At 71.4% G+C, this 12,355-nt stretch carries 10 protein-coding genes; 3 read left to right on the top strand and 7 right to left on the bottom strand.

The features are described 5' to 3' along the window. On the top strand, positions 1–94 hold a 94-nt coding region (locus tag ACFYUZ_RS38495; protein WP_132919430.1), incomplete at its 5' end, for an acyl-CoA dehydrogenase family protein. A gap of 76 nt (positions 95–170) precedes the next feature. Here ACFYUZ_RS38495 and ACFYUZ_RS38490 read toward each other — a convergent pair. Together ACFYUZ_RS38490 and ACFYUZ_RS38485 are read right to left on the bottom strand one after the other, a co-directional pair. Continuing rightward, positions 171–479: an antibiotic biosynthesis monooxygenase family protein gene (locus tag ACFYUZ_RS38490; protein ID WP_389317644.1), complete on the bottom strand. Its 309-nt coding sequence runs from the start codon at positions 477–479 to the stop codon at positions 171–173. Between the two features lie 56 nt (positions 480–535). Further along, the gene (locus ACFYUZ_RS38485; protein WP_389317641.1) at positions 536–1,801 is read right to left on the bottom strand and encodes an LCP family protein; all 1,266 of its coding nucleotides are present in this window, start codon (positions 1,799–1,801) and stop codon (positions 536–538) included. Between the two features lie 130 nt (positions 1,802–1,931). Here ACFYUZ_RS38485 and ACFYUZ_RS38480 point away from each other — a divergent pair, with 130 nt between their 5' ends. Beyond that, positions 1,932–2,477: an acyl-CoA thioesterase gene (locus ACFYUZ_RS38480; protein ID WP_389317639.1), complete on the top strand. Its 546-nt coding sequence runs from the start codon at positions 1,932–1,934 to the stop codon at positions 2,475–2,477. 349 nt (positions 2,478–2,826) lie between these two features. On the opposite strand, the gene ACFYUZ_RS38475 is transcribed toward ACFYUZ_RS38480, so the two are convergent. From ACFYUZ_RS38475 to ACFYUZ_RS38455, 5 genes are all read right to left on the bottom strand, one after another. Then, complete coding sequence (locus tag ACFYUZ_RS38475; protein ID WP_389317637.1) at positions 2,827–4,209, bottom strand: LCP family protein; 1,383 nt, start codon at positions 4,207–4,209, stop codon at positions 2,827–2,829. A gap of 350 nt (positions 4,210–4,559) precedes the next feature. Continuing rightward, positions 4,560–6,302, bottom strand: coding sequence for an LCP family protein (locus ACFYUZ_RS38470; RefSeq protein WP_389317635.1), 1,743 nt, complete (start codon positions 6,300–6,302; stop codon positions 4,560–4,562). Between the two features lie 49 nt (positions 6,303–6,351). Next, positions 6,352–8,070 carry an LCP family protein gene (locus tag ACFYUZ_RS38465; RefSeq protein ID WP_389317633.1) on the bottom strand — a complete coding sequence of 573 codons (1,719 nt, stop codon included), beginning with the start codon at positions 8,068–8,070 and terminating at the stop codon, positions 6,352–6,354. Between the two features lie 231 nt (positions 8,071–8,301). After that, positions 8,302–9,513 carry an LCP family protein gene (locus tag ACFYUZ_RS38460; RefSeq protein ID WP_389317630.1) on the bottom strand — a complete coding sequence of 404 codons (1,212 nt, stop codon included), beginning with the start codon at positions 9,511–9,513 and terminating at the stop codon, positions 8,302–8,304. Between the two features lie 467 nt (positions 9,514–9,980). Next, entirely contained in the window at positions 9,981–10,733 is a 753-nt protein-coding gene (locus ACFYUZ_RS38455) for a TIGR03089 family protein (RefSeq protein WP_389317627.1), read from the bottom strand. A 137-nt stretch (positions 10,734–10,870) separates the two neighbouring features. On the opposite strand from ACFYUZ_RS38455, the gene ACFYUZ_RS38450 reads away from it, so the two are divergent. Next, complete coding sequence (locus ACFYUZ_RS38450) at positions 10,871–12,253, top strand: peptidoglycan recognition protein (protein ID WP_389317624.1); 1,383 nt, start codon at positions 10,871–10,873, stop codon at positions 12,251–12,253. Positions 12,254–12,355 lie beyond the last annotated feature (102 nt).

The raw sequence follows: 12,355 nt of genomic DNA, 5'->3' as shown, positions 1-12,355 counted from the left end.
CGTCGAGCGCATGATGCGCGACGCCAAGATCACCCAGATCTACGAGGGCACCAACCAGGTCCAGCGCATCGTCATGGCCCGCAACCTCCCGTAACGGTCCGGCGCACGCCCGACGGAAACCCGACGGAAACCCGACGGAAAGAGGCACCCCCTCGGGGGTGCCTCTCGCGCTATACGGCCACGGCCAGCATGTAACCGCCGGCCTGCATCTCGTCGCACAGGCCCTTGCAGGCGCCGAAGTGCTCCGCGAACTCGGGCTTCTGCTTCCAGGCGCTCATGGCGTCCGGGTCGCTCCAGGACGCGAAGGAGACGAAGTGCCGCGGTTCGCCCGTGTCACGGAGGAGACGGGCGAACCGGAAGCCTTCGTTGTCCTTCTTCGTCCAGGTCAGGAAGGCCGTCCACCGTTCGATGAACTCGTCTTCCTTCCCCTCGGAGACCCGCCAGTCACCGGAGGCCCAGAACCTGCTGTCCTCTGACATGGCACACCGCCTCGCTGGGGGAGACCCCTCTTCCAGGCTAGGCGGCTACCAGCGGGTCAGCGGTTCGAGGTCACGGTGACCGGCTCGTCGTTCCTGATCTGCTCGACGAGCTGCTTCACCTTCGGCATGTCCCACTTCAGGGAGTTCTGCGGCGCGGTGCCGGAGATCGGCATGTTCATGGACTTGCCGTCGCCGCCGCTGATGCCCTTCATCGCGAAGAACATCTTCCCGAGGTCGTACAGCGACATGTCCTTGTCCACGATCAGCGTGTCCAGACCGGCGCCGAGCGTCGGGTACAGCGCGAACGGGTTGAGGATCGTGCCCGGCGTCGCCGCCTGGTTCGCGAGGGCGGAGAGGAACTTCTGCTGGTTCTTCGTCCGCTGCAGGTCCGACTCGGCGAAGGCGTACCGGGTGCGGACGAAGGCCAGGGCCTGCTCGCCGTTGAGGGTCTGCGTGCCCGCCTGGAAGTCGGCGCCGGACTTCTTGTCCTTGAAGCCCTTGTCGATGTTCAGCTCGACGCCGCCGAGCGCGTCCACGATGTTCGCGAATCCGGCGAAGCCGATCTCCGCGTAGTGGTCGATGTGCAGGCCGGTGTTGAACTCGACGGTCCGCACGAGCAGCTCGGGGCCGTCCATCGCGTAGGCCGCGTTCAGCTTGGAGCCGCCGCGGGCCGGGTACGACTTGCCCGACTCGGAGCCCACGAAGTTCGGGATCGTCACCCAGGAGTCGCGGGGCAGCGAGACCATCGTGTTCCCGCTGGAGCAGGCCGCGAGGATCATCATCGAGTCGGTCCGCTTGCCCTCGGCGGAGCCGGTGTGGAGCTTCTTCTTCTCCTCGGCGGACATGCCCTCACGGCTGTCGGAGCCGACGATCAGATACGTCGTGCAGTCGCCCTCCTCCGGCCGCTCGATGACCTTGGAGAGGTCGACCTCGTTGCGCATCTGCGAGCTGGCCCAGGCGTAGGTGCCGATGCCCCAGGCGAGGACGCCGACGACCAGCACGATCGAGCCGACCTTGATCCGCTTGCGCCAGTCCGGCGCGGGCCGGCCGGGCCCGGGGGGCGCGTACTGCGGAGGAATGCCACCGCGACCGCCGCCGCCCTGGTTCTGGGGGCCGCCGTACACCTGGCCGCTGCTGTAACCGGAGTCGTACCCCTGGTTCTGCGCCTGCGTGAAGTTCGGGTTGTAGCCCTGGCCCTCGTGGCGGCGGGGCGGCTGCTGCGGAACCTGCGGGCGCTGCACATGGCTCATCCGGCGGGGTCCCTCGGGCTGGGAGTTCGCGCTGCCGCGGCCGTATCCGCCGTCATCGGGCCAGTCATTCATACGGACCAGTGTGCCGGGCAGGGCTTTCCGGACGACAGCCCGGGTGGAGGATCGGAGCGCTGCTGTTGCCAAGCTGATGCAAAGCGGACCCGACGGGGACGGGGATCGGACCCGGCATAAGGTGGAGGACATGACAGACCAGGGCGATATCCCGGGCGGCATTCCGGGCAAGCCGACTTCCGCGTCCCGCACCACCCTCAGCCACATCATGACCAGCCACGACACCAACCTCCTGGGCACGGTGCACGGCGGCGTGATCATGAAGCTGGTGGACGACGCGGCGGGCGCCGTCGCGGGCCGGCACTCGGGCGGTCCGGCCGTCACCGCCTCGATGGACGAGATGGCCTTCCTGGAGCCCGTACGGGTCGGGGACCTGCTGCACGTGAAGGCCCAGGTCAACTGGACCGGCCGCTCCTCCATGGAGGTCGGCGTACGGGTCATGGCCGAGCGCTGGAACGAGTCCACGCCCGCCACCCAGGTCGGCTCCGCCTACCTCGTCTTCGCGGCCGTCGACGCGGAGGGCAAGCCCCGCCCGGTCCCCCAGGTCATCCCGGAGACCGAGCAGGACAAGCGCCGCAACCAGGAGGCGCAGATCCGCCGCACCCATCGGCTGGCTCGCCGCCAGGCGATCAAAGAACTCCGAGAGCGCCGAGCAGCCGAGGGCTACGAGGACTGACCCCGCCGCGGCCCGCGCCCACGGGGCCGGCGCCCCCGCGCCCCGTTGTGGGCAGTCGTTCCGCCGAGACGGTGCCCACCCCCCCCGCGCCCCGTTGTGGGCAGGCGTTCCGCAAGGGGCGGAACGGGTGGGCACAACGGAACGGCGCCCTTGCCGGCGCCAGAGGCTCAAGCGCCTGAACCCGCACCCCGTGCACGGCGCACCAGTGGTGCGGGTCCAGGCACGGAACGCGGGGCGCCGCTGAAGGGCGCCGTCCCGTGTGCCCACCCGTCCCGCCCAGCGGGACGATTGCCCACACGGGCGGGTGGTCGGGGGCACCGCCCCGCAGGGCGGCCCCGCCCGGGCGTCGTCAGGGGCACACCACCTCGTCCCCCGTGACCGCCTCGAACGGTGCCGCCGAAGCCTCCGCCCGCACCGCCGTGACCCCCTTGTAGTCACCCCCCACGGTGACCCGCAGGGTCCCGCCCCGCCCCGGAACCGCCCGCAGCTCCGCCCCCGGCAGGGCCGCCGCCAAGGACTTGGCCGACCGGTCCCACCGGGGGTCGTACTCGACGACCGTCCGCCCCCGCTCCCGCCCCGCCCCGGTCCTCGGCGTGCGCGTCGTGTCGAAGCCGGTCGCGCGCAGCGCGTCGTCGACCTTCCGCCCGAGACCGTCGGTCCGGGTCCCGTTGTAGACCTGCACGCGGACCGTCCGCGGCGGCACGTCCACGACGACCGCCCTGGGAGCCTTGGCAGAGGCCGAGGCCGAGGCCGCCTTCTGCGGGGAGAGCGGCTGGTCCTCCCGTACGGCCTGGAACAGCTTCTGCGCCTTCGCCGCGTCCCACTTCACGGTCGAGCCGATGCCCTTCACGGGGAAGCCCATGTCCCCGATCGGCACGGACACGAACTCGGACGAGGCGGGGGTGAAGCCGTGCATCGCCTTGGCGAGGGCGAGGAGCTGGTCCGTGCCGAAGTCCTCGTCGGCCCGCACGGAGCCCAGCATCGTCGTCGCGACCTCACGGAACCGCACCGGGTTGAGCAGCACCCCGCCGCTCGTCACCTGCTCGATCAGAGCCGCCAGGAACCGCTGCTGCCGATGCATCCGGCCGAGGTCGGCGTCCCCGTCGATGTGCCGGGAGCGCACGTACTGCAGGGCCTGACCGCCGTCCAGCTCGTGGGTGCCGGGGGAGAGGTCGAGTCCCGTGTACGAGTCCTTCAGGGCGCGCGTCGTGCAGACCTGCACCCCGCCGACGGCGTCGACGGTCCGCATGAAGCTGGTGAAGTCGACCTCCAGGTAGTGGTCGATCTTCACGCCGGTCATCGACTCGACGGTCCGCACGGTCAGCCCGGGCCCGCCCTCGGCGTAGGCCGCGTTGAGCTTCACCGGGTGGGCCCGGTGCTTCTTGCCGCTGGTCAGGTCGGTGTGCTCGGGCATCTCCGCGTACGAGTCGCGGGGCAGGCTGACGACGCTGGCCCGCTCCCGGTCCTCGGAGATGTGGACGAGCATGATGGTGTCGGTGCAGTGGCAGGGGGCGCCGCCGAGCCGGTACTTCGCCCTCTCCTCGGGGGTGATCCGGTCGCGGCCGTCCGTGCCGACGAGCAGGACGTTCATCCCGTGCCCGGCCTGCGGCCGGTTCTTCATGTCCTTGAAGGGGTCGACCCGGGTGATCCCGGTGTCGAGGCCGGTCACCAGCGCGTGCCCGATCCCGCCCGCCGCGAGGACCGCCACGGAGAGCGCCGTCGCCATCCGCATCCCCCACCGGGGCCGCCTCCGCCGGCGGACCGGTACGCGACGGGCGGCGGGCCGGGGACGGGGCGTGCGGGGCGGTGTGGGCACGGACGGGCACCTCCGCGGGTGGGACCAGGGGACCGAGAGCACGGTAGGCCCATACGATCAGCGCAAGGGCGCACCACCCGCTCGGCGCGCACCGGTGTCCCCCGTTCGCGGTAACGCGGCGGACGGGCGCCGCGTCCGGACGGTGAGGACGGAGCGCGTCCGACCGTCCCGTACGCACCACGGCGAAGGCCGGACCCCACGAGCGCACCACGGCGAAGGCCGGACCCCCGAGGGGCCCGGCCTTCGCCGTACGCGGTCGAGTGGGGTCAGCTCTTGCCGTCCCACTTGTAGACCGAGTAGATGTCCATGCAGTCCGCCTTGTCGTCGGCGCCCTCCGGCAGGTCGCCGGCCGCGGTCTTCGGCTTCTTGTACGTGTCGCCCTCGCGCCAGTCGGCGCCCACGATCAGGGTGATGCCCTGCGCGTCGGCGGCGGTGTCGGCCCGGACGGCCGAGGCGGGCAGCCCGAGGGCCGTCGCCACGGACTGGGCGTTCGACTTGCCCTGCTCGCCGCTCGCCTTCGGGTAGGTGACGACCGTGTCCTTGCGGCCCTCGCCCTCCTGGGTGGCCTCGGCCTGCGTGAAGCCCTTGCCCTGGAGCGTGGTCGCCATCTTCTTGGCCCGGCCCTCGGCGGGGGCCTGACCGTCTCCGTCGGTGCCGTTGACGACCGTGACGGCGATGGAGGCCGGGTCCTCGGCCGGGGTCTTCGGCTTCGTCGACTTCGACGGCTTCGGCTTGCCGTCGGAGGGGTCGCCGTTCTTGTCGAGGGCGACGTCGTCGCGGAGCATTGCCCACATCTTGTCGGCGGACGACGGGACCAGCTGCAGCCACTCCTTGGGCCGCTGCGGGTATTCGACCGTCGGGACCGTGGCCGTGGTGAGGCGGTCCAGCTTCACGTTCTTGAACTGCATCGACAGGTCGTACAGCTTCTTCACGGAGCGGATCTCGTCGGAGACCTGGAGCGCCGTCGTGGCCGTCTCGGCCAGGCCGGTCAGCCTGCCGGTGTCGGTCCAGGCGTTCTGCTCCTGAAGCCGCTTCATCATGCCGTTCATGTACATGTGCTGGGCCTTGGCGCGGTTCTGGTCGCTGCCGAAGGCGTGCCGGGTGCGCAGCCACTGGAGGGCCTGCTCGCCCTTGATGTCGTGGGTGCCCACCGGCAGTTTGAGGCCGGAGCCGCCGTGCTGTGCCTTGGTCGAGCGGTCCCAGACACCGGTCTTGACGCAGACCGGGACGCCGCCGACCTCGTCGGCCATCGCCACCACACCGGCGAAGTCGACCATCATCCAGTGGTCGATGTAGACCCCGGTGAGGCTCTCCCAGGTGGTGAGGGTGCAGCCCGGACCGCCGCGCTGGAGCGACTCGTTGATGGGCCGGGTGTCGGTGGCGGCGTAGGACGTGCCGTCCTTGTCCGTGCACTTCGGGATGTGGACGACGGTGTCGCGCGGGATCGAGATGATCGAGGCGTTCTTCCGGTCCGCCGAGATGTGCAGGAGCATCTGCACGTCGGCGAGCGGCTTGCGGTTCTTGTCGTCCCGGCCACCGCCGAGGGCGATGTTCTTCTCGTCGTTCCGGCTGTCGGAGCCGATGAGAAGGATGTTCAGCGGCGTGTCGCCGAGCGCGTTCGGCGCGGCGCGCTTCACGCCGCTGTCGCCGCCCGCGCGGCTGCCGCCGCGGATGTTGCCGTTCAGGTGCTCGTAGTACAGGTAACCGGCTCCGGCCGTGCCGAGTATCAGCAGCGACAGCGTGATCGCCGTCCACCGCAGCACCTTGCGCTTGCCGGTCTTCTTGGCGCGGCGGCGCGCGGCGGCGCGTCCGCTCGGGCCCGTGCCGCCCCCGCCCCGCCGGCGCGACGCACGCGTCGACGCCGGTGCGTCGGTGTCCGTCTCCTCGGGAGCGTCGCCCTGCGCGCCGGTCGCCTCGCCGGCGCCGTGCAGGTCGTCGTCCCAGCCCAGTTCACGGGCGCGCGGAACGCGTCCCCGCGTTCCCTCCCCACGCACGCTGCTCTGTCCCACCCCAGGTCCCCTCGTCAGTCAGCAGTGTCCAAGACCCGGTGTTTCCGGGTCACTTGGCGCACACCTGCTTGTCAGCTGCTACCTTCTCCAGATCCTTCGGCGCCTTTGCCGGTCCGGTGATGGGCATCCCCGCGCCCTTGAAGTCGGCGCCGAGGACGAGCGTCATGGGCTCGCGCTCCCCGGCGTCCTGCGTGCCCGGCTTGAGAGCCGTGGCCGGCAGACCCATCATGTCCGCGAGCTTGCGGGCCTGATCGGCCTGGTTCGGTGCGTACGTGAGCGTGGTCTTCGCCGCCTTCTCGGGGGCGTTGCTCTTGTTGGTGGAGCGGTTCACGCCCTGCTCGTTCTGCAGCCAGTTGATGGTCGACTGGGCCGCGCCGGTGACGCCGCTGCCGTTGTAGACGTCGACGCGCACCTCGGCCGCGGTGGACCGCGTGCCCTTGAGGAGCGCGGCCTGCGCGTTCTTGGCGTCCTGCTGCTTCTTCTTCACCTCGGTGAGCGAGGTGTCGGACTGGATCATCGCGAACAGCTGCGGCGCCTTCACCGGGTCGGGGACGACGGTGGCCCTGACCTTCTCGGCGGGGTTGTCGATGACCGGCAGGGTCGTGAACGCGATGTTCTTGGTGTCGATCGAGGACAGCTCGCGGGCCAGGTCCTGGAGCTTGGTGAGCGAGCCTATGCCGGAGTCTACGGTGAGGGCGCTCGTCGCCGCGTTGGCGAGGTCGTACAGCTTGCCCGGGTCCGTGAGCGTGTCGTCCGACTTCATCTGCCGGATCATCGAACTCAGGAACTGCTGCTGGACCTTGATGCGGTCCAGGTCGCTCTCGTTGCCGAAGCTGTGCCGGGTGCGGACGAAGGCGAGGGCCTGCTCGCCCTTGACGACCGATTCGCCGGCGGGGAGCTTCAGATGCGACTTCGGGTCGTTCACGGCCTTCTCGACGCAGACCTTCACGCCGCCGACGGCGGTCGTCATCTCCTTGACGGCGTTGAAGTCGGCCATCATGAAGTGGTCGACCTCCACGCCGGTGAGCTCCTGGACCGTGCGCATGACGCAGCCGGGGTCGCGGCCGCCCTGGCCGAGGCTGACGTTGAAGCGGACGTCCGTCTCGGCGGGGATCGTCTTGATGCTCCCGTCGGCCGCGCGCGTCTGGCACTCGGGGATGTCGGTCTTCATGTCGCGCGGGATGGAGAGCGCCGTGGCGTTCGTCCGGTCCTTGGAGACGTGGAAGAGGATCGTGGTGTCGGCGTGGCCGGGGCTGTCCTTGTCGCCGTAGCCCGCGTTGCCCTCGCCGGTCCGCTTGTCGGTGCCGATGACCAGGATGTTGAAGGCCTCGCCCTTGGAGAAACCGGCGTTGGTGTTCTTGCCGACGACGTCGACGACGTCGAGGTTGTTGTTGAGCTTGTTGTAGATCGCGTACGCGCCGGCGGCGCCGCCCACGAGCACGAAGGCCATCGTGCCGCCGGTCCACAGCAGGACCTTCTTCTTGCGCCCGGCGCCCTGCTTGCGCTTGCGGCGGCTCTGCGGCGGCACCTGGCCGCCCGCGGGCGGCTCCGGGGCGCGGCGGCGGCGCTGGCCGGGGACGGGCGCCTCGGGGGCGGGTGTCGACGCGGGTGCGGCGGGGGAGGATCTCCGGGTACGGGGCGGGGTCTGCGCCTGCGACTGCCCAGCGGAGCGGTCCAGTCGCAGTTCGTAGTTGCCGGTCTGCGGGTTGAGGACCCACTGGTCGGCGGGGTCGATCTCGTCCGCCCGTCCACGGCTGTGCGCGTCCACGGTTACTCGAGTCCTCCGTCGGTGCCACGCGAGGCGCCTCCCCCACAGGGCGCCGCTCTCTCGGTCGTTCGATCCTTGCTGAGTGCGACCACGCGGTCGGGGTGCACCGGATCGCGTCACACTATCCGCCCAGTTCAGCGTGGGGCGACGTCCGTGACAAATTCCACGCCCCTTACAACCGGGCAATTTGCCCAAACCTCATCGGTCGCCGCGCTCGCCTTGGGGCGCGCTTTACTCACACACCCCTTCCGCCGCGTTCCGTCCCGTGAAGGTCGGCGTCGCCGACGGCGGCGACGTCTCCGTGCCGTCGGGCTTCCCGTCCCCGTCCGTGCCCCCGCCCCGCTCGCCGTCCTTCTTCTCGCTGTCGGGCGTCACCAGGACGGGCTTGTCCTCGCGCAGTTGCCGGAAGAGGTCGTCCGCCGCGGGTTGTACCAGTTCGTCACGGTTCGCGTCGTAGCGGTAGGAGCGGCGCGGGACGGTGAGGAACTGCACCTTCTCGGTCGGGATGGCCCGCATGTTCCGCGCCAGGTCGTACAGGTCCCGCAGCGAGTCGAGCCCCGGGTCCGTGGTGATCGCCTTCGTGGCCGCGTCCAGGACCGGGTAGAGCTTGGTCGGGTTGAGCAGCACGCCGTCGCTCTGCACCTTGTTGACGAGGGCGCCGAGGAACTGCTGCTGGCGGTCCATCCGTTCGGTGTCGCTGCCGTTCCCGATCGACTTGCGGGCCCGCACGAAACCGAGGGCCTGCTCGCCGTGGAGCGTCTGGCGGCCCGCGGGCAGCTTCAGCTTCGCGTCCCGGTCGTTCACCGGCTCCTTGAGGCAGACCTCCACCCCGTCCACCGCGTCCACCATCTTCTTGAAGCCCCGGAAGTCGATCACCATGTGGTGGTCGACCCGGATCCCGGTCAGCTTCTCGACGGTACGGATCGTGCACGCCGTGCCGCCGAACTCGAAGGCCCAGTTGAACTGCGCGAACTGCTCCCGGGTGCGGGACCCGTCCGCCTTGCGGCAGCTCGGGATCGTCACCATCAGGTCGCGCGGCAGGGAGACGGCCGTCGCGCTCGACCTCCCCGCCGCGAGGTGCAGCAGGATCGTGGTGTCGGAGCGCTGGGTGCCCTTGTCCTTGCCGTACTTGCGGTTGCCCTCGCCGGCCCGGGTGTCCGAGCCGATGAGCAGGATGTTCCGCGCGGCCGAGGTGCTCGCCGGAGGCCGTTCCTTCTCGTACTTCTCCAGCTCGGCGGCGGCGGTGGTGTCGGTGGTGATGTTGTCGTCGAGCTTCCGGTAGAACCACCAGCCGACCCCCGCGGCGGCCAGCACGACGACCGCGACGCCGAGGGCCGTCCAGCGCAGCCAGTGGCGCCGGCGCGGCTCCTCCGGGGCGCCGGGAGCCTCGTCCTCCGTGGCCGGGGGATCCGGTTCGGCGGGCGTGCCTGCACGGTCCGTCACGTCTGGGTCCGTCCTTCGTGGCGTCGGCGGCGCGCCGGGCGTCCGCCGGTCACAGAAGGAGACGGCCGAACCCGACGCATGGTTGTGCGGAAGGAGTCGACTCCCCCCGGCCGATCATGTACCGGAGACGGGGCGGGCACCCGGGGGCTCGACGCGGTACTACGCCAAAAGGTGTGCCGATCGGGGCGGGGGCCGTTGCCGGAGGACCTCGGGCCGGTGCCCGGTGACCCGGGCGGCCTCCTGTGAGCCGGGGCGGCGGGTGTCCCTCGTCCGTGGGCGTCAGAGCGCCGTGTGCGTCACCCGCTCGCTCTCCACGCGCTTCTCCAGAGGGTCCTGGTGGTGGGACGACGCCCGGGCGCGTGGGGGCGGATGCCGGAGCGTGACGGAGGGGCGCCGGGCTGGTGTCGGTGGGCACGCCCGGCCCGGTGGGCGGACGGGCGTGCTCGTCCGGCAGGAGGACGGGCCGTTCAGAGCGCCGTGTGCGTCACCCGCTCGCTCTCCACGCGCTTCTCCAGAGATTCGGGCGCCAGCTCGTGCAGGTTCCGGCAGAGCACCACCGACGCGCCCGCCGCCAGGGGGGCGTACAGGCCGGACGAGAGCCCCCGCCAGTCCCCGTAGCCGAGGCCGGAGAGGAGCCGGGCGCCCGGGGCGAGGCCGAGGGCCGCCGCGTCCGTGCGGGCCTGTTCGACGAGCTGGGACCCGCTGCGTTCCGTACCGTCGACGACGAGCGCGGGAGCCTCCGGATCGACCGGTACGAACGGGGCGAACCGGTCTCCCTGGCTCGGCACCTCGACCGCGTAGTCCGCGTATCCGGCGGGCGCGGCCGGGAAGCGGCGGCCCAGCGGGGCCAGGGAGAGCGCGATCCGCTCCCCGGAGCAGGCGAGACCCGCCTCCAGGGCGTCCGGCCCCGCCACCACGACGTCCGCGTCCGCGGGGTCGCCGCCGATCTCCGCGGTCACGCCGACGGAGGCGCAGGCGAGCAGCCAGACGGCGCTCTGCCAGTGCGCGGGCAGCAGCAGCGCGAGCCGGTCGCCGGGCCCGGCGGACAGCTCGCCCTGGAGCAGGTTCGCCGTCTTGGCCACCCAATTGGCGAAGGTGGCGACGGACAATTCCACCCGCTCACCGGTGGCGTCGTCGTAGAAGGTGACCAAGGGGCGGGCGGGGTCCGCGGCGAGCGCGGATCGCAGCAGGTCGGCAGGGGTGCGGTCGCTGGCGTTCACGCCGGACAGCGTACGCGGGCGGGTGCGCGCGGGTCCGCCGTACCGGTGACGGCGTCCTCCGGTCGGAGCGACGGCCCGTCAGTTTCCGGGCCGGTCCCCGGCGCGCGGAACACCCCGGCGGTACGCACGATCGGCCTATGCGTGCCTCACTCGCCTCCTCGATCGCCGTCACCTGTGCGGCGGTGCTCGCCCTGCCGGTCTCCCTCACCGTGCCGGCGGCGGCCACGGCGCCACCCGCGGCCGCCCCCGCACTGCCACCCGCGCCCGAACTGCCGGGCTCCACCCAGTCGCTGCCCCTCGAACCGCTCGGCGCCGCCACGCGCGCCCTTGGCGACGCGGCCGGCTCCGGCGCGCAGGGGCTCACCCGACGCGACGTCAGACCCTTCTCGCTCGTCGGCGTCGTCTGGGACGACCCGGCGGCCCCGCTGCACGGCGCCGTGCAGGTCCGCACCCGCGCCACCGGCGGCGGTGCTTGGTCGCCGTGGCAGGACGTGGAGACCCACAACGAGGAGCACGGCGCCGACCCCGGCACCGCCGAAGGCTCCGCCCGGGCGCTCCGCGGCTCCACCGCCCCGCTGTGGGTGGGCGACTCGGACGGCGTCGAGATCCGCGTACGGGGAGAGGAGCCGCTCCCGGCGGGCCTCCGGCTCGAACTGGTGGACCCGGGCGAGGACCCGGAGGCGGCACCGGAGGAGACCGCTCCCCGGACCCGTGGCGCCGCGGCCCCGGCCGCCCGGGCCGCCGCGGGCGCGGCGGAGGAGGCCGCGGGCGCGGTGAACGCCCGCCCCGCGCCCCACGGTGCCACCTGGATCCCGGCCCTCTCGAAGGAGGAGACCGAGATCGAGGCCCGGAACGTGCCGCAGGCGCGGGCGGTCCCCGCCGGCCCGGCGGCGGCCGCGGCGGCGAAGCCGTACATCGGGCCCCGGCCCAAGATCATCACCCGTAAGGGGTGGGGCGCGGACGAGCGGATCCGCGAGAAGGGCTTCGTCTACACGAAGACCATCAAGGCGGCCTTCGTCCACCACAGCGCCACCGGCAACAACTACACCTGCAAGCAGGCCCCCTCCGTCCTGCGCAGTATCTACCGCTACCACGTCAAGAGCAGTGGCTGGCGAGACTTCGGCTACAACTTCGCCGTCGACAAGTGCGGAAACATCTACGAAGGCCGAGCGGGCGGCGTGGCCAAACCGGTCATGGGCGCGCACACCCTCGGCTTCAACACCGACAGCATGGGCATCGCCGTCCTCGGCACCTTCAGCCGCAGCGCCCCGCCGGCCGCCGCCGTGACCGCCATCGCCCGCCTGACGGCCTGGAAACTCGGGCTCCACGGGGTGAATCCGAAGGGGACCTCGTACCTGATCTCAGGGGGCGGAAACCTGTACAAGAAGGGCAAGAAGGTCCGGTTCAACGCCATCGCCGGACACCGCGACGGATTCGCCACGGACTGCCCCGGCGGACGCCTGTACAACAAGCTCGGCACGGCCCGGACGAGCTCGGCGAAGTACCAGGGGAGGCTCTGATGGGGGCAGGGAGGCAACCATCTGCATAAACTGACCGGTCATATCGCACGGACGACCGAGACGGGCGAGCTGACCGGCCCCGAACAGGAAGCAGAGACGACA

This window comes from Streptomyces sp. NPDC004266, from assembly GCF_042874095.1.
Taxonomy (GTDB): domain Bacteria; phylum Actinomycetota; class Actinomycetes; order Streptomycetales; family Streptomycetaceae; genus Streptomyces.
Note: the sequence above shows the minus strand (reverse complement) of the source record. Positions and strands in the feature narration are given on the sequence as shown.

Excerpts from the sequence above, each read along its gene's own strand:
- ACFYUZ_RS38490 (WP_389317644.1), bottom strand. The coding sequence starts at position 479 with ATGTCAGAGGACAGCAGGTTCTGGGCCTCCGGTGACTGGCGGGTCTCC.
- ACFYUZ_RS38485 (WP_389317641.1), bottom strand. The coding sequence starts at position 1,801 with ATGAATGACTGGCCCGATGACGGCGGATACGGCCGCGGCAGCGCGAAC.
- ACFYUZ_RS38480 (WP_389317639.1), top strand. The coding sequence starts at position 1,932 with ATGACAGACCAGGGCGATATCCCGGGCGGCATTCCGGGCAAGCCGACT.
- ACFYUZ_RS38475 (WP_389317637.1), bottom strand. The coding sequence starts at position 4,209 with ATGCGGATGGCGACGGCGCTCTCCGTGGCGGTCCTCGCGGCGGGCGGG.
- ACFYUZ_RS38450 (WP_389317624.1), top strand. The coding sequence starts at position 10,871 with ATGCGTGCCTCACTCGCCTCCTCGATCGCCGTCACCTGTGCGGCGGTG.